This window comes from Streptomyces sp. 13-12-16 (assembly GCF_002114215.1).
In the GTDB taxonomy this organism is placed as follows: Bacteria; Actinomycetota; Actinomycetes; order Streptomycetales; family Streptomycetaceae; genus Streptomyces.
Genome location: NZ_NCTE01001048.1, coordinates 1 through 375 on the forward strand (window position 1 = coordinate 1; position 375 = coordinate 375).

General features: G+C 77.3%; 1 protein-coding gene. It reads right to left on the reverse strand.

Annotated features, from left to right (window positions below; translation table 11 throughout):
- Positions 1–107: 107 nt before the first annotated feature.
- Positions 108–375: GMC oxidoreductase (locus tag B7767_RS34950; RefSeq protein ID WP_218775841.1), on the reverse strand; the 268-nt coding region annotated here is incomplete at its 5' end.

The window sequence follows — 375 nt, forward strand, 5'->3', positions numbered from 1 at the left end:
GGGCCTGTCGTTCGTCGCGGGCGGCCCTGATCCGCGCGGCCGGCGCACCTCGGTGCGGGGGCGCCTCGGCCGGGCGCCGTCCGCTGCCGTCGTGGTGCCGCGTCGTCTCAGCGCCCGCCCGCCTCGGCCCGTATCGCGTCCGCCAGGAGTTCGGCCAAGGCGAGGACCGGCAGCTGGGTGTTGGCCGCCGGCACCGTCGGCAGCACGGAGGCGTCGGCGACCCGCAGGTTGGACAACCCGTGCACCCGGCCCGTCCCGTCGACCACGGCGTACGGATCGTCCGCGGGACCCATGGCGCAGGTCCCCACCGGATGCCAGTAGGTGCCCGTGCGGGCCCTGATCTCCTCGTCGGTGAGAGCGGCGGGGGGGGGGCCG